This is a genomic window from Aquitalea palustris (assembly GCF_003693445.1).
Classification (GTDB): Bacteria; Pseudomonadota; Gammaproteobacteria; order Burkholderiales; family Chromobacteriaceae; genus Aquitalea; species Aquitalea palustris.
Map to the genome: position 1 here is coordinate 1 of NZ_RFAR01000005.1, position 22,496 is coordinate 22,496.

21 protein-coding genes are annotated in these 22,496 nt (G+C 62.1%); 4 read left to right on the forward strand and 17 right to left on the reverse strand.

The features are described from left to right. Positions 1-86: 86 nt before the first annotated feature. The 5 genes from EAY64_RS01855 to EAY64_RS01875 all read right to left on the reverse strand — a co-directional run bounded on the left by EAY64_RS01855 (position 87) and on the right by EAY64_RS01875 (position 3,789). Positions 87-482, reverse strand: a complete 396-nt coding sequence (locus tag EAY64_RS01855; RefSeq protein ID WP_103523087.1) for a hypothetical protein — start codon at positions 480-482, stop codon at positions 87-89. 194 nt (positions 483-676) lie between these two features. Then, positions 677-1,231: a lipid IV(A) palmitoyltransferase PagP gene (gene pagP, locus EAY64_RS01860; RefSeq protein WP_103523088.1), complete on the reverse strand. Its 555-nt coding sequence runs from the start codon at positions 1,229-1,231 to the stop codon at positions 677-679. A gap of 114 nt (positions 1,232-1,345) precedes the next feature. Then, positions 1,346-1,708 carry a hypothetical protein gene (locus tag EAY64_RS01865; protein WP_103523089.1) on the reverse strand — a complete coding sequence of 121 codons (363 nt, stop codon included), beginning with the start codon at positions 1,706-1,708 and terminating at the stop codon, positions 1,346-1,348. A 192-nt stretch (positions 1,709-1,900) separates the two neighbouring features. Continuing rightward, positions 1,901-2,830, reverse strand: coding sequence for a CysB family HTH-type transcriptional regulator (locus EAY64_RS01870; RefSeq protein ID WP_103523090.1), 930 nt, complete (start codon positions 2,828-2,830; stop codon positions 1,901-1,903). 191 nt (positions 2,831-3,021) lie between these two features. Then, the gene (locus EAY64_RS01875) at positions 3,022-3,789 is read right to left on the reverse strand and encodes a DeoR/GlpR family DNA-binding transcription regulator (RefSeq protein WP_103523091.1); all 768 of its coding nucleotides are present in this window, start codon (positions 3,787-3,789) and stop codon (positions 3,022-3,024) included. Positions 3,790-4,006: 217 nt separating this feature from the next. Here EAY64_RS01875 and EAY64_RS01880 point away from each other — a divergent pair, with 217 nt between their 5' ends. Next, on the forward strand, positions 4,007-5,284 hold the full coding sequence (locus EAY64_RS01880) for a haloacid dehalogenase-like hydrolase (protein WP_103523092.1): 1,278 nt from the start codon (positions 4,007-4,009) through the stop codon (positions 5,282-5,284). A gap of 22 nt (positions 5,285-5,306) precedes the next feature. On the opposite strand, the gene EAY64_RS01885 is transcribed toward EAY64_RS01880, so the two are convergent. The 3 genes from EAY64_RS01885 to EAY64_RS01895 all read right to left on the reverse strand — a co-directional run bounded on the left by EAY64_RS01885 (position 5,307) and on the right by EAY64_RS01895 (position 8,751). Further along, positions 5,307-6,344 carry a substrate-binding domain-containing protein gene (locus EAY64_RS01885; protein WP_103523093.1) on the reverse strand — a complete coding sequence of 346 codons (1,038 nt, stop codon included), beginning with the start codon at positions 6,342-6,344 and terminating at the stop codon, positions 5,307-5,309. A 210-nt stretch (positions 6,345-6,554) separates the two neighbouring features. Next, positions 6,555-7,736 (reverse strand): acetyl-CoA C-acyltransferase family protein, encoded by a 1,182-nt coding sequence (locus EAY64_RS01890; protein WP_103523094.1) that lies wholly within the window; start codon positions 7,734-7,736, stop codon positions 6,555-6,557. Positions 7,737-7,848: 112 nt separating this feature from the next. Next, positions 7,849-8,751, reverse strand: a complete 903-nt coding sequence (locus tag EAY64_RS01895) for an AraC family transcriptional regulator (RefSeq protein WP_103523095.1) — start codon at positions 8,749-8,751, stop codon at positions 7,849-7,851. Positions 8,752-9,007: 256 nt separating this feature from the next. Between EAY64_RS01895 and EAY64_RS01900 the strand changes: the two genes are divergently transcribed. Beyond that, complete coding sequence (locus EAY64_RS01900) at positions 9,008-9,700, forward strand: type 1 glutamine amidotransferase domain-containing protein (protein ID WP_103523096.1); 693 nt, start codon at positions 9,008-9,010, stop codon at positions 9,698-9,700. A gap of 76 nt (positions 9,701-9,776) precedes the next feature. Further along, positions 9,777-10,067 carry a putative quinol monooxygenase gene (locus EAY64_RS01905; RefSeq protein WP_103523097.1) on the forward strand — a complete coding sequence of 97 codons (291 nt, stop codon included), beginning with the start codon at positions 9,777-9,779 and terminating at the stop codon, positions 10,065-10,067. Between the two features lie 83 nt (positions 10,068-10,150). Here EAY64_RS01905 and EAY64_RS01910 read toward each other — a convergent pair whose 3' ends face one another. From EAY64_RS01910 to gntR, 3 genes are all read right to left on the reverse strand, one after another. After that, on the reverse strand, positions 10,151-11,440 hold the full coding sequence (locus EAY64_RS01910) for an MFS transporter (protein ID WP_199734365.1): 1,290 nt from the start codon (positions 11,438-11,440) through the stop codon (positions 10,151-10,153). A gap of 28 nt (positions 11,441-11,468) precedes the next feature. Continuing rightward, positions 11,469-11,978: a gluconokinase gene (locus EAY64_RS01915; protein ID WP_103523099.1), complete on the reverse strand. Its 510-nt coding sequence runs from the start codon at positions 11,976-11,978 to the stop codon at positions 11,469-11,471. A 274-nt stretch (positions 11,979-12,252) separates the two neighbouring features. Further along, a complete protein-coding gene (gene gntR, locus EAY64_RS01920) occupies positions 12,253-13,278 on the reverse strand; it encodes an HTH-type transcriptional regulator GntR (RefSeq protein ID WP_103523100.1) in 1,026 nt (341 codons plus the stop codon). Between the two features lie 186 nt (positions 13,279-13,464). Here gntR and EAY64_RS01925 point away from each other — a divergent pair, with 186 nt between their 5' ends. Next, positions 13,465-14,319 (forward strand): endonuclease, encoded by an 855-nt coding sequence (locus EAY64_RS01925; protein WP_226034270.1) that lies wholly within the window; start codon positions 13,465-13,467, stop codon positions 14,317-14,319. An 86-nt stretch (positions 14,320-14,405) separates the two neighbouring features. Here the strand turns inward: EAY64_RS01925 and EAY64_RS01930 are convergent, their stop codons facing one another. The 6 genes from EAY64_RS01930 to EAY64_RS01955 all read right to left on the reverse strand — a co-directional run bounded on the left by EAY64_RS01930 (position 14,406) and on the right by EAY64_RS01955 (position 22,455). Then, entirely contained in the window at positions 14,406-14,825 is a 420-nt protein-coding gene (locus tag EAY64_RS01930) for a hypothetical protein (RefSeq protein ID WP_103523101.1), read from the reverse strand. 357 nt (positions 14,826-15,182) lie between these two features. Beyond that, positions 15,183-16,175: a C45 family autoproteolytic acyltransferase/hydrolase gene (locus EAY64_RS01935; RefSeq protein ID WP_103523102.1), complete on the reverse strand. Its 993-nt coding sequence runs from the start codon at positions 16,173-16,175 to the stop codon at positions 15,183-15,185. Positions 16,176-16,239: 64 nt separating this feature from the next. After that, entirely contained in the window at positions 16,240-17,820 is a 1,581-nt protein-coding gene (locus EAY64_RS01940) for a biotin carboxylase (RefSeq protein ID WP_199734366.1), read from the reverse strand. Continuing rightward, entirely contained in the window at positions 17,817-18,758 is a 942-nt protein-coding gene (locus EAY64_RS01945; RefSeq protein WP_199734367.1) for a carbon-nitrogen hydrolase family protein, read from the reverse strand. The genes EAY64_RS01940 and EAY64_RS01945 overlap by 4 nt, the downstream gene beginning before the upstream one ends. A 308-nt stretch (positions 18,759-19,066) precedes the next feature. Next, positions 19,067-19,762 carry a response regulator gene (locus EAY64_RS01950; protein ID WP_103523103.1) on the reverse strand — a complete coding sequence of 232 codons (696 nt, stop codon included), beginning with the start codon at positions 19,760-19,762 and terminating at the stop codon, positions 19,067-19,069. Then, on the reverse strand, positions 19,759-22,455 hold the full coding sequence (locus EAY64_RS01955) for a DUF4118 domain-containing protein (RefSeq protein ID WP_103523104.1): 2,697 nt from the start codon (positions 22,453-22,455) through the stop codon (positions 19,759-19,761). The genes EAY64_RS01950 and EAY64_RS01955 overlap by 4 nt, the downstream gene beginning before the upstream one ends. Positions 22,456-22,496: the final 41 nt, after the last annotated feature.

The window sequence follows — 22,496 nt, forward strand, 5'->3', positions numbered from 1 at the left end:
ACCTTGTACTGTCTGCGTCGGCGCGCCTTGCATCAGGGAAACAGCGCTATTTTGTTAGCAGCCCTCAACGTAACAAGGCCGGGAACTCACTCGCTAGCGTGCGGCCTGTCTTCCGGCAGCGCCAGCGGGCGCTGCGGCTTGGCCAATAGCATGCCATCGTAGGGCTGGCAGATGGCGGGAATACTGTCGCCATGCAGATACACGGTGGTTTTGGCGCCCACCTTTTTGCCAAGGCAGGCTTTTACTGCGGCCAGCGGTGGTTCGTGCGGCGGCGGGGGCGGTTGGTGGCCGTGTTCATCCGCGGCATGCGGACCATGCGGGGCGCAGTGCGGGTGTTCGGCGGCCGAGGCATCACGGTGTTCGGCCGGGCAGTGATGAGGAGAGGGCGCATCGAACGGTGCGGATGTCTCGGCGGCGTGGCTGGTGCTGCTCAGCAGCAGGGCCAGGCTGGCGCTGGCAAACAGAAACAGGGAGGGGCGCATGATGGACCTGCATTCATGGTGAACAATGCGCTCACCTTAGTCAGGCCGGCTTGGCGCTACAAGCCGGCCGCTGCCGGCTTTACACCGCTTTGAGTGAAGTGAAGCCAATTAGCCCCGTTTTACATGCTTTACATGCCATTCGCCGGGGCGGACTGCCTGGCATGGGCAGGCAGTCGGCATGGGGTGTTGCTGGCTCAGAAGTGGTAATGGGCAAAGGTGAACAGCACATTGCCATTGCCCTTGCCGCCAGGAATGTAGGTGCTGTTGATGGTGAACTTGCCATAGCTGATGCCAACCAGCGGCAGCACGCCGGGGAAGGGGAAGGAGTGCAGGGTATCGGTGCGCGAGGTGATGAAGGCGGTATAGCCGATTTCGGCACGCCACTCGCCGGCGCGGGCAAAGGGATGGGTGTAGGCGTAGCCGACGATGGGCTCTACTTTCTTGTGTGAGTCCAGAAAAGCCATGGCATACAGCGCATGCCAGTTGTCCTTGTCATCGCGCAGGCTGCGGCCCAGGCCAAAGCCCCAGGGGTTTTCGTTGAACTCGGCGATCTTTTCTTTCGAATAAGCCCAGCGCATGTGATAGGTGTTCAGCGGCAGGTAGGCATCCAGCGTGCCGTCATCCCAGACGTGCTGTACTTCGTTGCGCGCGCTGTCCCACAGCGAGTCGGCGTGTGCCGGAGTGGCCAAGCTACAGGACAGTACGCTGCCAAGGGCAAGTGCGCCGGTCAGGCGGGTATGTAAAAGCATGTGATTCGGCTAGCAGCAAGCCGCACTGGGCGACATTGCGATTTCAGGAGTTGGGAGGGGGTGGATGTTACCTGTCTAATAGTGCAGGTCAAGTCAGGACGGCAGACTCGCTGCTCACGCAAGAAGTTCCCGTGCCGCGCTGTCTGCCGCGCGCATCTGGCTGGTGAGCCGCATCAGTCCGGCGGCGGCGCTGGGTGAATGCCCATGTAGACGCTGGGCGGCGGCTTCCAGCAGGCTCAAGGCCTTTTGCCATTGGCCGAATTCCAGGTACAGGCAGGCACGTTCGTAAAGATTCATGCTGTCTTCGTTGCGGGCTGCGAGCATGTTTGTCGCATCGCCCTGCCAGGCATCCAGCCGCTGGCGGCGCAGGTCTTGCAGCACGGGCAGAAACTGCGCGCACAGGCGGCCTTCGCTGGCGCTATCCAGTTCGACAGATGGCTGACGACGAGAGAGCAGGCGGACAATCAGCTGACGCATGAAACAGGAACTCCTTGCCGGTACTGCCACCGGGTATCCGGCAGCTCAGGGCGGCAGAATACCCCGGCAAGGTGTCAACTTGCGGCAAGAAACATCAATTCCTGTAATGCCGCCACTGCGGGCAAGGGTGGAGGCAGATGGCTGGCTACAGCGCCCTTGGCCGTGGCTTGGCCATCCATGCAGTGGCCGGGCCTAGTCCTGCATGGCCGGGCTGAGCGCGCTGCGCACCGTGCTTTCATCCAGGGCGGCCGAGCACAACTCGATAAAACGGTAGGCATAACTGCGCAGGTAGTGGCCACGGCGGATGGCGATGCGGGTGGTTTGCTGGCCGAACAGCGGTTCGCCGGCCACCACTTTGACTGCCTGGTCGCGCTGCGGATCGACCGCCATCGAAGCGACGATGCCCACCGCCAGCTCCAGCTCGACATAGGTCTTGATCACGTCGGCATCCAATGCCGACATCACGATGTCCGGCACCAGCCCGGCGCGGGCAAAGGCGCGGTCGATCTGGGCGCGGCCGGTAAAGCCCTGGTGGTAGGTGACGATGGGGTATTCCGCCAGCGTTTCCAGCGACAGCGTCTGTTGGTGCAAGGGGTGGTGCGGCGGGGCAATCACGCTGTGATACCAGCCGTAGTAGGGAAAGGACACCAGTTCCGGTACTTCGGCCACGGCCTCGGTGGCGATGCCGATGTCGGCGTCACCCGATTGCAGCAGGCGTACCAGCTCTTCCGGGCTGGCCTGATGCAAGACCAGATGCACCTTGGGAAAGGCCTTCTTGAAGGCGGTGACTACCTGCGGCAGCGCATAGCGCGCCTGGGTATGGGTGGTGGCAATGGTGAGCTGGCCTTCGTCGCGCTGGCTGAATTGTTCTGCCAGGCGCTTGATGTTGCCGGCGTCCAGCAGCATGCGTTCGACGATGATGAGCAATTCCTTGCCCGGATCGGTCAGGCCGAGAAAACGTTTGCCCTTGCGTACGAACAGTTCCACGCCCAGTTCGTCTTCCAGGTCCTTGATGTGCTTGCTGACCCCGGACTGCGAGGTATACAGCGCATTGGCCACCTCGGTCAGGTTGAAATTCTGCCGCACGGTTTCACGGATGATGCGCAGTTGCTGGAAGTTCATGCCACGAACTCCGTGCGGGACAGCGACAAAAGAGTGTGCGGCGGTGTGCTTGCTGGACGGAGGAAGAAACTGGCCATGACGCTATCCTGATTTTTATATAACTTAAAACAGGATATTTCTGTTTTTAATATAACAAAAATAACGTTTTCTTGTTTGCATATGCCATCTTGATCTCAGTGCCGCTGCAGCCCTTACACCAGCCAGATTTCGCCTGCTAATGCCGCCAGCTGCTGGCAGGCCGGCATGTCGGCGGCCTGGCGGTTGCTGATCAGCAAGTCGATATCGCTGGCCGCGCAGGTGCTGATGCGGCTGCTGACGCCCAGCTTGCTGAAATCGGCCAGCATGTATACCTGATCGGCCTGGGCGCACATGGCGCGCGCCACTTCCGCTTCACGCGGGTCGTAATTGCTGGCCCCCATGGCCGCGGTGACGCCGACTGGCGACAGCAGGGCGATGTCGGCGCGGTAACGGCCGATTTCCGCCACCGTGCTGCCGCCCACCGTGGCCGGGGCGCGTTCGCCCAGTTCTCCCCCCAACATGATGAGCTGGTGGCCGCCGCCCTGGGCTGGCCGGCGCAGGGCCAGTGCCACGTCGAAGGCATTGGTGATGATGGTCAGGCCGCTGAGAGTGGCCAGTTCACGCGCCAGCAGGGCGGTGGTGGTGCCGGCATCGATGAACAGGGTCTGCCCCTGGCGCAGCCGGCTGCAGGCGGCGCGGGCGATGGCCTGCTTGTAAGGCACTTGTTGCTGTGCACGTTCGGCAATTGGTGCCTCCTCGCCGCTCTGGGCAATCACGCCGCCGTGGATGCGGCGCAGCTCACCCATGGCTTCCAGTGCCGCCACATCGCGCCGCACCGTTTCCCGCGACACTTGCAAGGCGCTGACCAGTTGCTCGGTGCTCAGGCGTTGTTGCGCGGACAGCAAGGCGCGTATGCGCTGGTAACGCTCCTGTTGCCACATGGGCTTCTCCTGCGGGCAGACGGTGGAAGAATGGCCTTGCACATTGCGAGAGAGTGCGGGGCACTGTCAAGTCGTTTGCCGTGCTGGCAGGCGGCGTCGCATTTGGGCATTTTGTGTACTTTTGTGGCAAAGTTGTAATATTGGGTGTTTATTATGCTGTGCATGCTGACGGGCAGATTGCCTGCCCGTCTACCCCTACACCGCCCCGGGAGAGACCATGCAGCGTCGCCAGTTCATCCACGCCCTTGCCGCCGTATCCGCCAGCAGCCCCTTGCTGTTGGCTTCCGCCACCGCCCGTGCCGCCAGCGGCAAAGTTGCCGTGCCGCTGGATGCGGCACGCTGGTCGCCACTGAATGTGCAGCGCTTGCAATTGCTGCTGAGCCAGCATGGCAGTGCCAGCGCCGGCTATCGTGCCGAGCGCAAGCCGTATGCGGTGTTCGACTGGGACAACACCTGCATCATGAACGATTGTGAAGAAGCGCTGCTGATGTACCAGATCAACCATCTGCAATACAAGCTGACGCCGGATGAGTTCGCCCGGGTGCTGTGGCGCGATGTGCCGGATGCCACTTTCATGGCCGATTACAAGACGGTGGATGGCAAGCCGGTGCGGATGGCGGATATTGCGGCGGACGTGGAGTCCGATTACCGCTGGCTGTACGCCAATTACCAGGGACTGGCCGGCAGCCGCAGCCTGGAGGAAATCCAGGCCAGCGACCAGTTCAAGGATTTCCGTGCCAAGCTGTACTTCATGTACGACGCCATCTGCGACAGCTTCCCGCTGGAGATCGGCTACAAGTGGATCATCTATTTCTACAAGAACATGAGTACGGCCGAATTGCAGGCGATGGCGCTGGCCTCTCACAAGGCAGCGCTGGGGGATGCCCTGCGCAAGGTGCGCTACGAAAGCCCGCGCAGCCTGCCGGGCCGGGCTGGCGTGGTGGCGGACACCCATTTTCACGGCATCCGCGTGCATGAGGAAATCCGCGGCCTGATGCATACCCTGCGCGCCAATGGCATTGATGTGTATGTCAGCACCGCCTCCATCGACGATGTGGTACGGGTGTTTGCCGGGCATGAGGATTTCGGCTACGGCGTGCCGGCGGAAAACGTCATCGGCTTGCGGCTGGAGATGGCGGATGGTAAATATACCGACCGCTATCTGCCGGGCTGGCATTTCAACTGGGGGCCGGGCAAGACCGTGGGCATCCGCCAGCAGCTGCAGGCGAAAAAGGGCTATGGCCCCATCCTGGTGGCTGGCGACAGTGATGGCGATGCCTGGATGCTGCGCGATTTTGCCGATACCTCGGTAGGCTTGATCGTCAACCGCATGAAGAAAGGCGAGATCGGCGCCGATAGCAAACTGGCGGCCGAGCAGCTGGGGCAGCCGCAGGCGCGTTTCATTCTGCAGGGACGGGACGAAGGCACCGGCCTGATGCTGCCGGATGAGAAGTCGCTGAAATACGGCAAGAGCGAACGCAAGCTGCTGGCCTGAGCCAGCGCCGGCGGTGGACTGGTCAGCGGGCGAACCAGATGGCGCGGTAAGCCTGCTGGTAGGGCAGGCCAGCGTCGATTTCCTGCTCGCCCAGCTGCTGCAGCAAGTCGCGGGTGACCAGTATCGGCTTGCTGATATAGCCGCTGGGCTTGGCTCCGGCAAAGGCCCGGTTCATTTCGTCAGCCAGCTGCCAGCCCTGTGCCCCCAGCGGTTCGGCCACCGTGGCCAGCTGCTGTGACAGCCCGGCGCGAATGCGGCTGATGGCCTTGCTGGAGCCATCGCCAGCCGACACATTGCGCACGTCACCACGGCCGGCATGCAGCAGCGGGTAGTTCATTTCATCAAAATACACATCGTTGATGGCCAGGGTGTGGGTCCAGCGCCGGCCATGGCGCTGGTTCAGCGCCTTCACCACGGCATCCATGCGCTGGTCGGCATGGTTGAGCGGCAGGTTTTGCACTTCCAGCATCCGACAGCCGCTGCAGCGCTGGATCAGCTCTTGCATGAAGCGGGTTTTGGCATTGGCAATGTCAAAACGCTCGTCATTGAAAATCACCACGCCAGCCTTGCCGTGACTGTCCTGTATCACATGCTCGGCAGCGCGGCGTGCCACTTCCAGCGGCTCGCTGCTGACATTGAAAAACAGCCCGGAAACCGCGCCGGGATGGGCGGCGGCATGCCAGCCTAGCAGCACGATGCGGGCACGCTGCGCCGCAGCGACCTCGTCTGCCAGATCGCTGGCCTGAAATCCACCCAGAATGATGCCGTCGCTATGCGCGGCCACTGCATCGGCAAAGCCCTTGCGCAGCAAAACGCCGCTGCCTTGCGCGTCTTGTACCTGTACTTGCCAGCCCAGCAGCCGGGCGGCGCTGGCAAAGCCGCGATAACTGCCAGCGATGCCACCGTTGCGCAGATCCTGGGCGATGAAAGTGACCTTGTGCACGCCACGCTGGCGGGCCGGGCCGTCACGCGGGCCGTCCCAGCTGAGTGCCTGGGGCGGGGCGGCCTGAGCCAGTCCCAGCGCAAACAGCAACAGCAAGCCAGGTATTTTCATCGCCATGGCAACTTTCCGGCTTCAGGGCCAGTGTTGTGGATTGGAACAGGGAAGGTGGGCGGCCTTGGCTGCCCGGTCAGCTGGAGCTGATCTACTGACATTTTATACAGTAATTGCGGCCTGACTCTATGCTTTTTGCATTGTGATGCAAGCATCAGCGGACAATGCAAAACCGCCCGGCAAGCGGGCGGTGAGTGAGCTAGGAAAAGGACGGATTTACAGCCGTTCGAAAATCACCGCAATACCCTGACCACCACCGATGCACATGGTGGCCAGTGCATAGCGGCCCTTGATGCGCTGCAGTTCGTACAGTGCCTTGGTGGCGATCACGCCGCCGCTGGCACCCACCGGATGGCCCAGTGCGATGGCACCGCCATTGGGATTGGCACGTGCCGGGTCCAGTCCCAGCCCCTTGCAGACCGCCAGCGACTGCGCCGCGAAGGCTTCGTTGGATTCGATCACGTCCATCTGCTCCAGGCTCAGCCCGGCGCGCTGCAGTGCGGCCTGGGTAGCCGGAATCGGGCCTTCGCCCATGATGTGGTTGGGCACACCGCACACGGCATAGGACACGATACGTGCCAGTGGCTGCTGGCCGGCGGCGGCGGCGGCATCGGCGGCTGCCAGCACCAGGAAGGCTGCGCCGTCATTGATGCCGGAGGCATTGCCAGCGGTGACCGAGCCGTCTTTCTTGAAGGCCGGCTTCATCTTGGCCAGTGCGTCCAGCGTGGTGGCGCGTGGATGTTCATCGGTATCGAATACCACTTCGCCCTTGCGGGTCTGGGTGACGATGGGGACGATCTGCGACGCGAAACGGCCATCCGCGATGGCGGCGGCGGCACGCTGCTGCGAGGCCAGCGCGAAGGCATCCTGCTCTTCACGGGTCAGCTGCCATTTGTCGACCAGATTTTCCGCGGTAATGCCCATGTGGCCGACGCCGAAGGGGTCGGTCAGGGCGGCGGTCATCATGTCGATTGCCGTGGCATTGCCCATGCGCGCACCGCTGCGCAGTTGCGGCAGCAGATAACCGGCACGCGACATCACTTCCACCCCGCCGCCAATGGCGTAATCACAGTCACCCAGCATGATGGCCTGGGCGCTGGACACCACGGCTTGCAGGCCGGAGCCGCACAGGCGGTTTACCGCCATGGCAACCGACTCCATCGGCAGGCCGGCGGCAATGGAGGCCAGGCGTGCCACATAGGCATAACGGGCTTCGGTGGGAATGCAGTTGCCCACGGTGACGTGGTGGATGTGTTCGGCTGCCACGCCGGAGCGGGCAATGGCTTCTTTCATGACCAGGCCGCCCAGTTCGGCCGGTTCCAGATGGCTGAGCGCGCCGCCAAAAGTGCCAATGGCCGAGCGTACCGCGCTGAGTACCACGATCTCGCGTTGTTTCATTTTCTGTTTCTCCCGTTTTGTGCTGCTTGTGCAGTGCATCAAATGTGCCTGCCAACGATACCAGCGTCACCAGGGCTTTGCCAGCCATGCAGTATGGCTGATCCTGGCAAGCCTAAGCCTGCGTTGCCATGGCCAGACGCTGAATTGCCGCGCGTGGCGGCAGGCCGAACAGGCGCTTGAACTCGCGGCTGAACTGCGAAGGGCTGGCATAGCCCACGGCATAAGCCGCCTGGCTGATATTGTGGCCATCCTGCAGCAATAAATGGCGTGCCTGATGCAGACGGGTATTTTTCAGATACTGGATGGGCGCATAACCGGTGACAGCCTTGAAGCTTTCATGAAAGGCGCTGCTGCTCATGCCGGCCAGTTCGGCCAGCAGGGCCACGCTGAGCGGCAAGGCGTAATGGCGGTGGATGTGTTCGATGCTGCGCTGGATCTGGCGCAGCCTGCCATGGCGGGCAAACAGCGCCCGCAGGGTTTGTCCGGCATCCGCCAGCAGGATGCGGTAGAGGATTTCCCGCACGATGGCCGGCCCCAGTACCCGGCTTTCCTGCTCTTGCTGCAGGCTGTGCAGCAAACGCAGCGCCGCGTCCTGTAGTTCTGCAGTCATGGCGCAAAGCAGCATGCCCTGTGGCTTGCCGCTGGTTTTGGGCTGGGGCGTGTCATCCATCTGCCGTAGTAGCTGGTCTAGCAGGCTGGGGTCGATGCGTATCACCAGTGCCAGCAGGTGCTCGCCTTGTCGCAGGCTGGTATCGCATTCGCACTGCATGGGAGTGGCGACCACCAGGCAATGGCCGGGGTCGACACTGAACACCTGTTCACCCAGATAGCCGCGCTGGCAACCCTGGGCCACGATCACCACGCTGGCCTCATGCAATACCGGAGTAGGGGGGCTGTCCTGGTCCTGGCGCAGCAGACTGACACCATCCAGCCGGCTGGGGTGCCAGCCGGGCTGCGCTGCCAGTTGCAGTATTTGGCTGGCCAGATCGATTGCCTTGTTCGCAGTCATCATCATTCCCCTTCTTTCAGGCCAACACGATAGCGGCACTGCCTTGTGCCCGTCGCTGGCGGGCAGTGCCGGGCGCAGCAGTTGTCCGCGCCATGGCGAAATGCGTAGGAATAGGCAAGGCTGGCGGAGTTTGTGCACTTGTCCTGCTCGGCAGGATCTCCTACATTGCCTGCACAGCTAGTTTTATTTACTACAGTTTAAATTGATTACCAAGTCAATAGCGGTGCGCAAGGCAGGTGGCAAGCCGACAAAGGACCCAGGCATGAAAAAGATTCTGATGGTGGTGACCAGTTTTGAAAAATATCCGCAAACTGCCAGGGCCTGTGGACTATGGCTGGGGGAAGCCGTTCATTTTGTCAGCCGGGTAGAAGCTGCCCGTCATGAAGTGGACATCGTCAGTCCACGTGGTGGTTTCACGCCGATCGATCCGCTCAGCCTGGCACTGGCCGACGAGCTGGATTGGGAGTGGTATCAGAACAAGAGCTTCATGAACCGGCTGGGTGCCACGCTGAAGCCGTCTGCGGTGAATCCGCAAGAGTATGCCGCTATCTATTACGCCGGCGGCCATGGCGCGGTGTGGGATTTTCCGGACAATACCGCCTTGCAAGCCATTGCCCGCCAGATTTATCAGCAGGGTGGGGTTGTCAGCGCGGTGTGTCACGGCGTGGCAGGCTTGCTGAATATCCGGCTGGACGATGGCAGCTGGCTGGTCGAAGGCAAGCAGATGAGCTGTTTTTCCAATACCGAGGAACGGCTTTCCGGCCTGGCCGGACAGCTGCCCTTCCTGCCTGAAAACGAGCTGGTCAAGCGTGGTGCCCACTATCACAAAGCGCCGGAACCGTGGGACCCGTTCGCGCTGGTGGATCAGCGTGTCATCAGCGGTCAGAACCCGGCATCTACCATGCGGGTGGCCGAATTGCTAATAGACGCATTGCGCACGCATTCCTGGCCGTGATAATGCCGCCAGCGACACGCTGGCGTAAGATAGGCCTGTTCCGGCCAGTGGCCACCAGTCAGCACAAGGAATATTCATGAGCGTATTTATTTTTGCCACCTTGCAATGCAAACCCGAGAGCACAGCCGCAGTGTGTGCCGCCATGCGTGACATGCAGCAAGCCAGCCGGCAGGAAGCCGGCTGTGTGCAATACCAGATATTGCAGCAGGCGGATCAGCCGCATGTACTGCATGTGTTCGAGGCCTACCAGGATATGGCTGCGGTCGAGGCCCACCGGGCAGCAGCACATTACCTGGCTTATCGCGCATGCGTGGCGGACAAGCTGGCCGCACCGGTTGAAGTAAAACTGTTGCAGCCACTGGGCTGACCGATGGCTCAGCCGTGACAAGGCCCGCTTACTGCGGGCCTTGTCATTGGTGTTGCGCTTGCTTCAGCAGCGGCTGGCGGGCGCTACTGCGGTTCAGCAATGGCTTCGATCCGTCCCAGCAGGAAGACAAAGGCCAGCATGCCGATGATCAGCATCACCCCGGCCACCAGAAAAGCATTGGTAAAGGAGTGGGTGCTGCCCACGATATAGCCGGTGACGATGGGGGCTACCGCCCCCATCATATTGTTGGCGAAGTTCATGATGCCGCCCACGGTACCGGTGCCGCCATGCGGTGCAATCAGCGAGGGCAGCGACCATCCCACTGGGGCGGCAGCCGCCAGCCCGCTGAGTGCGATGGTGATCCAGATGATGGCGATGACCGGATCGCTGGTGGTGGTGGCACCGAAAACCGCCAGCCCCAACAGCATGCCACCCAGCAGCACGCCTTTGCGCACGCGGGTTTCATCGTGGCCGCGGGCTATCAGGTGGTCGATCAGCCAGCCACCTACCAGCAGGTCGGACAGGGTGGCGAATATCCACGGAATGGCGGCATAGCTGGCCGATTTCAGAATGCTCATCTGCATGGTCTGTACCAGATAGCCGGGCAGCCAGGTGAGAAACAGGTAGAACACATAGCCATAGGCGGCAAAGCCGATGGATAGCCCCCACACCTTGCGTTGCCGCAACAGGTAGCCCAGCATGGCCAGCGATCCGCCCTGGCCCACCCCCTCGGGCGTGGCGCCGCCGTCCACGATATGGCGGTATTCCTCTGCCGACAGCTTGCTGTCCTGGCTTGGATCACGATAGATCAGGGTAAAGGCGATGAAGTAGGCCATGCTGAGCAGGGCGGTCAGGCCAAAACCCCAGCGCCAGCCCAGATGGACCACGGTGAGCGCCACCAGCGGCACCCCGATCACATTGGAAAACTTGGCCGCAGCATCGAAAATTGCCGTGGCCATGGCCCGTTCACGCCGAGGGAACCAGTAGCCGGTGGCCTTGGCGCTGACCGGAAAGCCTGGTGCTTCGGCAACGCCCAGCAGGGCGCGCGCTACGAAAATGCCAGCAAAGCCGCCGGCACAGGCGGTCAGGGTGGAGGCCAGCCCCCACAGCAATGCCCCCCAACGGCCGACACGAGTGACGCCAAAGCGGTCCAGAATCAGGCCGGTGGGAATTTGCAGCAGTGCATAGGTCCAGAAAAAGGCACTGAACAGCAAGCCCAGATCGCTGTTGGACAGGTGAAATTCCTGTTGCAGTTGCGGGGCGGCTACCGACAGGCTGATGCGGTCGAAATAATTGACCAGTACGCCAATGCCCAGCAGTCCGCCTATGCGCCAGCGCCGTTGCGGCATGCTCATGGTGTGTCGTGTTGTCACCTGAATTCTCCTTGGCAGGGATGTGTTGTTATTGGTTTTGAGTCAGCTGTAGCAGCAGTTGCTGCAACAGCTTGTCCAGCGGCTGGCTGATGTCGCAGCGGATGAAGCTTTCATCGCCGGTCGGTTCTTCCAGATCGCGGAACTGGCTGTCCAGCAGGCTGCCGGGCATGAAATGGGCGTCGCGTGCGGCCATGCGGGCGGCGATCAGCGTTTTGTTGCCGGCCAGATGCACGAATAGCAGCTTCGGGTCGCCCTGGCGCAGCGTATCGCGGTAGCGACGCTTGAGCGCCGAACAGGCCAGCACCATGGGTTCGCCCAGCGCCACGCCGCTGGCCAGGCGTTGTGCCAGCAGCTCCAGCCAGCCCGCACGGTCGGTGTCGGTCAGGGGGATGCCAGCTGCCATGCGCGCAATATTCTGCGGCGGGTGATAGCTGTCGCCTTCGATGTAACTGGCGCCGAGCGTATTGGCCAGGGCCAGGCCCAGGCTGCTTTTGCCGCAGCCGGCCACCCCCATGACCACGATATTGGGAATATTCATGTTAGCGCTAACATAGTGCGGTGAAAGAAAACCGCCTAAGCGGTGAGTGCCAGATGTTAGCGCTAACAAATCGGCGGCGGCAATGTCTTTTCATGCTGCATGGCAGCAGAGCATGCGGGGGTGAGCAGAGGGCTGGGGACGCCGTTTCGCTTGCGGCGGGCAAAGCGTGCGCTGGGTGAAGGCGTATTTGCCGCTATGGCATGGTCTGCGTCAGTCGCCAGCCAGTGACGGTGGCTGGACGCAGCTGCTGTCTCAGGCCACCACGGCAGCTGAGTCAGGTACTGCCGCGCTGTTGCAGCTGGAAGCCCAGATCCAGGCAGCGGCTGCCGCCGGTTTCCTGCTGCCCTTGCAGCTGTTGCAGCAGCAGGCGGGCAGCAGCAGCACCGATGGCAAAGCGTGGTGTGGCAATGGTGCTCAGTGGCGGTGTGGTCCAGGCTGCTGCCTGCAGATCGTTGAAGCCGGCAATGGCCAGTTGTCCGGGCACCGCAATCCCGCGCTGCTGGCAACGGGCAATGGCGCCGATGGCCAGGTCGTCATTGCAGCAGAATACGGCGTCGCAATCGGGGTGGGCGGCCAGCAGCTGATCGAGCATGTCCGCCCCCAGCTGCATGCTGGACGGGGCCGGGTTCAGCCATTCCAGCGCCGGATCATGGCAACCGGCAGCCGTCAGCTCCTGACGGTAGCCTTGCAGCCGTTTCACTACCCGCTCGTCCAGCTGGGCGGCCAGATAGGCGATGCGCCGCCGGCCCCGCTGCAGCAGATGGCGGGTCATGGCGGCGCCGGCCGCTTCCTGTGACAGCCCGACGCAGGGTCTGCCGTCATCACTCAGATCCATCATGTACACCGCCGGCAGCTGACGCTCCTGCAGGATGCGGCTGAATGCCTCGGCCTGCTGCAGTCCGGTTACCAGCAAACCGTCCGGGCTGTGTTGCAGGTAGGCCCGTAACAGCGCCAGTTCCTCGCTGTCGCTGTAATGGGTATTGCCGATCAGCATCTGGTAGCCGGCTGGCTGCAACACCGATTCGATGCCGGCCAGGGCGTCGATGAACACGGTATTGCTCAGCGAGGGGATCAGCACCAGTACCGTGTGCGAGCGGGCCGAGGCCAGCTGGCGGGCCGAGCGGTTGGGTACATAGCCCAGTTGTTCCACCACCTGCAGTATTTTTTCACGTAGTGCCGGTGTGACCCGCTCGGGCGAGTGCAGGGCGCGGGACACGGTGATGGCACTGACGCCGGCCGCCAGGCCGACATCATGCATGGTGACGCCAGAGCCGGAACGAAGGCGCGGTTTTCTCGACATGCTCTACCTGCTGTGAAAGCCGGGCGACGCTGCCCGGTGGCGGAATTGTAACGCAGACAGGCAGGCCCACGCTGTGTGCCGCTTGCTTTGCCCTGTTTGAAAATGCAGCGCTGGCGGTTATAGTGCCCCTCCCCAAAGTACAGGAGTCGACCAGACGCGCGGAGCCGCGGTGGTGGCACGGTAGAAATGCAAAAACGGTTTTATGGCTTGTTGCTGCTGGCATTGTGCGGCTGTGACAGGGACGGTGGCGTCAAGCTGCCGCGTGAGGTGAGGGCGCTGGCCCAACTGGGTGAAACCATGGTGCGGCAGCTGCAAGCTGCCAGCGGGCAGACGACAGCACCGGCGGGTGGGCAAACGGACAAAGTGGTGCTGTCTGCGCTGGTACGGGGTGACAAGGCGGTGGGTCACCGCGATTTCAACGGTGCCAAGCGTGTATTGCCCAAGGTGTTTGCCGGCATGCAGGAGGATTTTTATTGCGGCTGTGCTTACGAGGGCAAGGCAGTGGACTGGCTGTCCTGCGGTTATGTGCCGCGCAAGAACGCGGAGCGCGCCCGGCGTATCGAGTGGGAGCATGTGGTGCCGGCCTGGGTGCTGGGCCATCAGCGCCAGTGCTGGCAGCAGGGCGGACGCAAGAATTGCTCGGGCAATGATGACGTTTACCGGCTGGCGGAAGGTGATCTGAACAATCTGGTGCCGGCGGTGGGCGAGGTGAATGCTGATCGCAGTAATTTGTCCTACAGCGCCTGGGCCAAGCAGCCGACGCGCATTTACGGTCAGTGCGGCACGGTGGTGGATTTTGCCGGCAAGCGGGTTCAGCCGCGGGAGGAGGTGCGTGGACGGGCGGCCCGCATCACCTTGTACATGCACCAGCGCTATGCACTGAACATGAGCCGGCAGGACCGGCAGCTGATGTGCGCCTGGGCCAGGCAATATCCGGTAGATGGCTGGGAGACGCGGCGCAATGCCCGTATCGTCAGCCTGCAGGGTGAGGGTAATTTCCTGGTCAGCCAGCCGGGGAGGCTGGCTGATGTCTGCGGCTAACACCTGCTGACTAAAAACCGGCCGCAGTCATGGGCTTGCCTGGCGTACTGCTCATGCTGTGGTCAGTGGCACCAGGCTGGCGCCGCTCAGGCTGCGGGGCTGCTCTTGCGCCGGCTGCGTGCCGGTTTGGCGGCGACGGCTTCAGCCTCTACCGGGGCAGACTCGGCTGCCGGGCTGTCTGCCGCTGCCACTGGCTGGGCAGCTTGCGCGGCTGGCTGGCTATCGCCACCGGCTGCACTGGTATTCTCGTCCACACGCAGGTCGGGGGCGATTTCGGTGAGCAGCTGTTCCAGCAGCTTGCTACGGGCGGCGATATGGTGATCGAAGCGCCAGTCTTTCAACAGATCCAGTGCGACTTCGAAATAACGCATATCAATCTGATACAGGCTGCCCAAATCAAAGGGCCGTCCCATTTCCAGTGCCGCAGCCAGGTCCTTCAATACCTGGACTTGCTCATGATCCTTGTTTTCTTCGATAAAACGGCGGATTTTCTTGGCGGCATTCATGCTGGCATTCCTCGCGCGTACAGTGGCTTACTCTATATGTTTGAGTAATATCAACTGGACTAAAGTGTTTAAAAACCTGCCACAGTCTGCCATATGCTTTGCGTAAAAAATATTACCGATTTATGACATATAGTCATATTGTCATTATTTTACTGTTTTCATTATCTTTTTTGAATATTGTATTGTCTGGCCATGTCAGCTGCTGCCAACGCTTTTACTAGGCAGGGAAAGGGGCCTGCCATGCTGGCCGCAGCCTGCTCGCTGCACCGCAAACCGCATGGCACTGACAGGCCTTGTAACTTGATCACGCTCGTGCGCCTTGTCCGCTCCTGGCGGCCCCGGGGCATGAACCGGCTTTTAGCCAGCGTGATTGGCGTCGAAGCGCACATTCAGCACGCCTTCCTGCACATCCAGGCAGTACTGCGGCCAGCGCATGTCTGGCCACAGCAGTTCCGCCATCAGGGTTTGCGGATGGTAGGCCGCCGTGTACAGGGTGCCATAACCACGGCCATAGGCGGTCTGGAACAAGGGCGGTCGCAGCAGGGTGCGCAGTACGTCATCAGCGCTTTCCGCCTTGCGCACGCCCTGGCCCAGCATCCATTCCCGCTCTTCCGACAAGGTGGCACGGGCATGGGCCTGCCATTCCACGCCGTGCTGATGGTTGGCCACCGCGCTGCGGTTGACCACTTCGGTGGGCCGGTCTGGTGCCACGAACACGGTTGCCCAGTGGCTCTGCTTATCCAGCAGGCTGATGTTATAGGTCATGTGCACCGGCAGGCGCTGCAGGATGGCCACGGCTTGGGCGGTATTGCTGGCGGTTTCCAGCAGGTAGCGCATCACCAGCGGAATGCCGAAACCCTCGCCAACGGCGGTGCGGCCACCGAAAGATAGTGAAACGGCCAGGCCGTCCTCGTTGATACCGTCCAGCGCCCCCCACAGGCAGTCACTCATGGCCAGCACCTGACGGCCCAGCCAGCGGGTGGACAGCCAGCTGCCTTCCAGCAGTGCCGGGGCATAGTCGTAATTGCGTGCCAGCAAGGGGCCTTCCACGCCGTAGGAATCCAGCCATACCGCTTGCGAGCAGCCGGAAATATACGATGGCGGGCACCACTGCGACAGAAAACGCGCTTCCAGATCACCACCACCGGCCAGTTCACATAGCTGCTGATACAGCCCTGCCAGCTCGGGCATGTGCTGGCGCAGTGCGCGTCGCCCTGCCAGATAAGAGGGGCGGGCACGATAACCATCGCGCAGAAACCATTGCTGATAGGCCGGCCAGCGTAGCTGGAACAGCGCCTGCCAGCGTGCTCCCGGCGTGTCTTCCCGGATTGCTTCGAATGTACAGCGCATGTGACTCACTAGGTTGAGGGTCGCCGCCGTCTTGCCGGCGGCGACCGGGGTGGCGCTGAGTGGATTATAGGATCTTGAAGGCGCCGGGGGCGGGGACTTGCTCGTCGTGCACTGCCATGATGGGCTTGGCAGCATAGTATTTCTTGATGCCGGCTATCCAGTGGCGTGCGCGCTCGTTGAGGGCGAAGTCATCAGTCATGGAACGGCCACGGGTGATCAGGATGCCCAGGTCGGCGCCTTCGTAGCGATAGTCGCCCGGACCGCTGATGCGCAGGAAGAAAGCCTCGTTTTCCGATTCGATGTCCTGACGCTTGTAGTCGAAGCGATGGTAGGACACCGAGCCGTCGTCCGCCATGCGGTAGATGCCGGTGGCCGGGGCATGGGTGATGATGTCGACATTGTTGGCGGTGTGCTTGATCACCAGTTGGCTCCAGCTGTCGATGAAGGCCGGATTGGCCCAGCGGGCGTTGAGTTCTTCCACGTCCAGTTCGAACTCGATGCCGGAGAATTCCAGCAGGTGGAACAGGAAGAGCGGCACATCGGCATAGGCGAAGGCGGCGTGGTTGGTCATCGGGCTGGCTCCGCAGATGCGCGGATTCAGTTCGCCCAGGTAGACCTCGTCCGTATCCTTGTCGATAAGGAAGTCCAGATCGAAATAGCCACGATAGCCTTCGGCCATCAGCTGATTGCCAAAGCGGTAAGCCATGTCGCGTGCCTTGGCACGGACTTCTTCGCTGAAGGCGCCGGGGAAGATTTCATTGCCGCACCAGCCGCCGCGATAGGGGGTCAGTTCCGCCTCGCCCACCACTTCGGTCAGCAGCGGGCCAACCAGGGTGCCGCTGCGGGTGGCACAGGCCTCCAGTGTGGCGCCGCGGCAGTTGATGCGCTTCATGATCTTGACTTCCGGGTCCTGGATGATTTCCTCGGCATGCCGGTCGAAGTCTGTTTCGCTGGAAATGAAGAAGGTGGTATGGCCGGAGTCGCCAAAGGCGGTCTGCACCACCAGTTGTTCGCCCAGACCATGTGTTTCGGCAATCTCGCGCAGGTGGGCATAGCTGTCCACCTTGCACAGGGCATTGGGGACCGAAGGCACGCCCGCCTTGTTGCCGATGCGCACGGTTTCCATTTTGTTGTCGCAGCGCTCGCGCAAGGCGGCGCTGGGGAACCACACTTCTATACCCAACTCTTCGCACAGCCGTTCGGTTTCGGCATCGAACATCAGGAACACCGCCACCGGGCGGCCACCGGCGCGTTCGACATAATCCACCACATCCTTGTGTTGCAGCAGATAGTTGTTGATGTCCTCGATGGACTGGAATTCTTCATGCGGCAGTTGCGGTGGCACAAAGACATTGGGATGGCGGCCATCGAAGCAGTCGATGTAGTTGATGTATTTGAAGCGGTTGACCCACTGGTCTATCCCCAACAGGTTGAAGTTGGTGGCGCTGATGAAGTAGATCGGCCGTTCATTGCGGTGAAACAGCAGACGCAGATCGGAAATATTGCTGACTTTTTGCATGGGGTGCTCTCCCTGAGCGGCTCGCGGTGGGGTTTTCGGTGTCTGCGGCTGGCCGACTGCCAGCCAGGCTTGCACGCATTGGCGGCAGTAATGCAGCCAGCCCGATACCAGGCTGTTGCCTTTCATTCCTGGTCCTGGCTGGCGGCCAGCGCTTCGCTGTCAGCCTTGATCTCCGCCATCGGGCCGCCGGGCCCGGATAATTCGCCCTGATGGTGGTCCTCCGGTTTGGTCAGTGGGCCCAGCTGGTACAGATAGGCGTCCAGGCCGCTGTCGCGCTGGTACAGCGGGAAGTCGCAGCGCCGGTCGCGGAAGCTCTTCAGTGGCTGGCCCAGGCCACGCAGGCCGCGTTCGCGTTCGCGCCGGACCTTGTCGAAGTCGATTTCCACCGGGATGATTTCCGGGCCATTGCCCGCCTGATGCAGCACGTAGCCGGCCGGGTCCACCACGATGGAGCGGCCGACGCCGCCATCACCCACCCCGTTGATGTCGAGGAAATACACCTGGTTGGTGACGGCCGAGGCACGGGCTATGGCCAGTTCCACTTCGCGGTCTATGGTGTCGGTCATGGTGGGATGCAGGATCACCTCTGCGCCCATGGCCGCCAGTGTGCGGGTGGTTTCCGGGAACCACATGTCGTAGCAGATGGAGATGCCGATGCGCCCGGCATCCGGCACGTCGAACACCACGAACTGGTCGCCGGCAGTGATGCCTTTTTCGTAGGGCAGGAAGGGAAACAGCTTGCTGAAGCGGGCGATGACCTCGCCTTGCGGATTGATCACCGGGCTGGTGTTGAAAACATGGCCATCACGCAGCTCGAACAGGGAACCCGGAATCAGCCAGATGCCGTGCTGGGCGGCAATCTGGCACAGCCGCTGTTCGGCTTCGCCCGGCATGGCTTCCGCTTTCAGCGGGCTGGGGCCGTAAGCGGCCAGCTCGGAAAACAGCACCATGTCGACCCAGGGAAAGCGGTGTTTGACATGGGCGACGTAATGCCCCATGCGCGTGATGTTTTCTTCGAAGGCGGAAACCGACATCTGGATGCCGGCAATGGCGAAGCGTTTCAAGGTCTCTCCCGTATGGATGCACGCGCTGCAGTGTGGCCAGGCGTGAAGCACAGGCCAGGCGTGCGATGCAGCGCGAGACGAGGTTGGTGGGAGAGCAGTCTACAAATGTGGGAAGGCGGCCAGAAATAGCCGATTTCTGATTCAGTACTCAGGAAATGGACTATCCATTTGCTTGGAATTTTCCGGGCCATGCCGCTTGGGAGAGCGGGGCGGTCACAAAATGCCATTGGCGGCATGTGGCCTGGATTTGGCGGGGCCGCGCGCCTGTCATGGACGCGGCCCGCAGGGCGGATGATCCGCCAGCGGGGTCAGCTTTCCAGCAGGCGGTAGCCGATGCCGGTTTCAGTCAGGATGTGCTGCGGCATGGCCGGATTGTCTTCCAGCTTTTGTCGTAGGTGGCCCATGTAAACACGCAGGTACTGGTTATGTTCGGAGAAGGATGGCCCCCATACCGCCAGCAGCAGTTCGCGGTGGGTGATGACCTTGCCGGCGTTGCGGATCAGCGTGGTCAGCAGGCGATATTCGATGGGCGTGAGATGCACCATGGCCTCGCCCTTGTACACGGTGCGCGCCACCAGATCGACCTTGATGTCGCCAAAGGCAAAGGTCTGGGTCGGGGCGGCACTGCCATTGCCACGCCGGCGCAGCAGCACGCGGATGCGCGCCATGCATTCGGCCACGCCGAAGGGCTTGGTCAGGTAGTCGTCGGCACCGGCATCCAGCGCCTGCACTTTTTCCGCTTCCTGGGTGCGGGCAGACAGCACCAGGATGGGCAGGTCGGTCCATTCGCGCAGCTGGCGGATGACGTCAATGCCATTCATGTCGGGCAGGCCCAGGTCCAGTATCACCATGTCCGGTTTGCGGGTGGCCACTTCGATCAGCCCCTGTTTGCCGTTTTCCGCCTGGTGTACCACCCAGTTGTCGCCGTCCAGTGCCGAGGCCAGGAAGCGGCGGATGGGTTTTTCGTCCTCGATGACCACCAGCTTGACTGGGTTGTCACTCATGCTTTGATCTCCTCTTCGCCGGGCAGGGCCGGCATGGCGCGTACCGGCAGGGTGAAGCTGAAGGCAGCACCATGTGGCTTGAGATTGGCCGCCTGGATGACGCCGCCGTGGGCTTCGACGATGCTGCGGCAGATGGCCAGCCCCAGTCCCACGCCCGGTGTGGTGGATTCGCTGTTGCCACGGCTGAACTTGTCGAACAGCTTTTGTTCCTGGCCTGCCGGCAGACCGGGCCCGTCGTCCTGCACGCAAACACGCATTGTAGCGCCCTCGCAGCTGGCACCAAGCGTGATATGACTGCCGGGCGGGGTGTATTTGGCGGCATTTTCCAGCAAGTTCACCAATACCCGTTCGATCAGCACGGCGTCGTACTCCAGCACCGGCAGTCCGGCGGGCAGGTCGATTTGTAGCTGGTGCTGCTGCAGGCTGCGCTGGCAGGCGCGCACCGCGCTGCCCACCACATCATCCAGCAGCTGCCATTCCCGGTTCAGCTGCACGCCGGACTGCAGCTTGGCCATGTCGAGCAGATTGGTGACCAGATGGTTCATGCGCAGTGATTCTTCCTGGATAGACTGGGCGATATCCGCCTGCTTGGCGGCATCGACCTGGCCGGCGGCCAGGATGCTGGACAGCCCGACCAGGGTGGTGAGCGGGGTGCGCAGGTCGTGCGAGATCACCGCCAGCACGCTGTTGCGCAGGCGCTCCGACTCCATGGCGACGATGGCATCTTGCGCCACTTCGACATAGTGCACCCGCTCCAGCGCCAGCGCGATCTGGGCGGCGCAGGTTTCCAGCAGGCGTTGCTGTTCGGGCAGGAAGACCTGATCGAGCTGCTCGGGCAGCACGGCCAGCACGCCGCGATTGCGCATGGGCGCTTTCAGCGGCAGATAGAGCATGGCATTGGCCGGCAGGGTCTGGGTGCCCAGGCCCGCAGGCTGCTGCTTGTCATACACCCACTGCGCCACGCCCAGATCGGCCTGGGCATGGCTGTCGTTTTCCGCGCGCAGTTCTTCATTGCTGTTGGGGGTGAACAGCACGATGCTGGCATTGAAGAGCGGCTGCAGGCGGCTGACTGCGGTATCGATGATCTGGTTGGCCGTGAGGGCGCCGGCCAGCTCGCGGCCCAGATCATACAGGGCGCGGGTGCGGCGCTCGCGATAGGTGGCAATGGTGGCTTCGAAGCGCAGCCGTGCGGCCAGCTGGCTGATGATGAGGGCCACGGCAAACATTACGGCAAAGGTCAGCAGGTATTGGGTATCTGATACCGAAAACGACATGCGCGGCGGCACGAAAAAGAAATCGAAGGTGGCCACCGCCAGCAAGGACGCCAGCACCCCGGGGCCACGGCCAAAGCGTACGGCTACCAGTACCACGCTGAGCAGATACACCATGACGACATTGGACAGTTCGAAAATGGGTGCCAGCAGGCTGGCCACCCCGGTAGTGGCAATGCAGGCCAGCACGGCGGCGAGATAGCCGTGACGCTGTTGCTGGCGGCTGGCCTCGCCAAACAGCAGGCTGTTGAAGCCGTCGCGCGTTTGCGGCTGCTCATCTTCCAGTTCGTGGGCCACCACGTAGACATCGACATCATTGGCCTGCAAGGACAGTTGCTCCAGCAGTGGCCGTCGCCACAGTCGTTGCAGCTTGTTACCGGCGGACTTGCCCACTACCAGCTTGGAGACATTGCGGGTGCGGGCATAGGCCAGCAGGGTGGAGGCCAGATCGCTGCCGCCCAGCACCGTGGTTTCCGCGCCCAGCTCCTGCGCCAGCTTCAGGCCTTTCATGATGCGGCTGCGCTTGGTTTCCGACAGGCCTTGCAGTTCGGGTGTTTCCACGAAGACGGCAATCCAGTCGGCATCCAGGCTGGCGGCCAGCCGTTTGCCGCTGCGTACCAGCTTTTCGGTGCCAGGGCCATGCCCTACGCAGATCAGCAAGCGTTCGCGGGCATGCCATACCGGCTTGATCGACTGGTCGGCGCGGTAGGCGCGCATTTGCGCGTCCACCCGGTCGGCGGTGCGGCGCAGGGCCAGTTCGCGCAAGGCCAGCAGATTGCCCTTGCGGAAGAAGTTTTTCACCGCGCGCTCGGCCTGATGGGCGATATACACCTTGCCGGCTGCCAGGCGGGCCAGCAGTTCGTCCGGCGGCAGGTCGACCAGCGACACTTCGGCCGCCTGATCAAACACGTGATCGGGCAGGGTTTCCCGTACCACGATGCCGGTGATCTGCCCCACCACATCATTCAGGCTTTCCAGATGCTGCACATTGAGCGTGGTATAGACGTCGATGCCGGCGGCCAGCAGTTCTTCCACGTCCTGCCAGCGTTTGCTGTGGCGCGAGCCGGGGACGTTGGAGTGGGCGAATTCGTCCATCAGGATCAGTTCCGGCTGGCGGGCCAGCGCGCTGTCCAGGTCAAACTCGGCCAGGCTGTGGCCCTTGTATTCGATGCGGGTGGGCGGCAGCACTTCCAGGTCTTGCAACTGGGCTTCGGTTTCCTTGCGGCCATGGGTTTCCACCACGCCCACCAGTACCTTGCAGCCTTCCTGCTGGCGCACGCGCGCGGCACTGAGCATGGCATAGGTCTTGCCCACGCCGGCGCAGGCACCAAAGAAAATTTTCAGCCGGCCGCGCTGGGCAGCCAGCTCCTCCTGTTTCAGTTCATCCAGCAGGGCATCGGGGTCGGGGCGGGTATCCGTCATGTTCAGTCCGTCGTCGCTTAGGGCGGTACAGCATAATGCCC